Annotated in this window: 2 protein-coding genes; both read right to left on the bottom strand. The window is 42.4% G+C overall.

The window, feature by feature from the left end; all coding sequences use genetic code 11:
- Positions 1 to 202 (bottom strand): hypothetical protein (locus tag ACVCAM_RS26495; RefSeq protein WP_029391962.1); only part of this gene is annotated, 202 nt, incomplete at its 3' end.
- A 4-nt stretch (positions 203 to 206) separates the two neighbouring features.
- Positions 207 to 680: restriction endonuclease (locus ACVCAM_RS26490; protein ID WP_017896675.1), on the bottom strand; the 474-nt coding region annotated here is incomplete at its 5' end.

The raw sequence follows: 680 nt of genomic DNA, 5'->3' as shown, positions 1-680 counted from the left end.
GGTTCTCTTTGTCTTTTAGTGATTCTATAAACCTCATTACGTCTGAATATAAAAATCTATTATTTGATTTATGTGGCTCATGAGGTTGTGGGATGGTCTTGTTTTTGAATGTGCCAGTTTTCTTAATGGCAAAGATTAACTCACCTTCTGTTATTCCTAACATTTCAGCAAATGTTTTTGCTTCTATAGTTACTGACTTCATTTAATTAACTCTCATGGTATCGATTTTCTTTACCGGCATCTTTAACAATGGTGCTCGTTTCTAGTGTTGCTGCGGTACGCTTCATCATCGTCTGCGGGGCGGTTGCGATAGTGAAGGAGCTGCCGGGCGTGAGCAAATCTATCAGGCGCTGGCCGCTGATAATCTCCATCCGTTCACTGGCAATACTGACAGATTTTGAACCTGCGCCGGTTTTCCCGGTATGGCAAAACAGACCGCGACAGTTATGACGTTTAAGCAACTTCTCGAACTCCTGTACGTGCTGTAAAGCAATATGGCCGCGATAGCGTTTAGCCTGAATAAGATAGCGATATTTTCCTATTATTACCTGGCCGTCAATGCCTCCATCGCCGGTATAGCGTTTGTTTCTGATGGTTCTGAAGCCATGCGCTTCAAATCCTTCCAGCAACAGTTCTTCAAACACAAAAGGATCAATTTTCCTCAGGTAGTTAATTTTTTG

The organism is Enterobacter sp. CFEC122 (assembly GCF_052983755.1).
The sequence above is the reverse complement of the archived record's forward strand: the minus strand, read 5'-3'. Positions and strand labels throughout refer to the sequence as shown.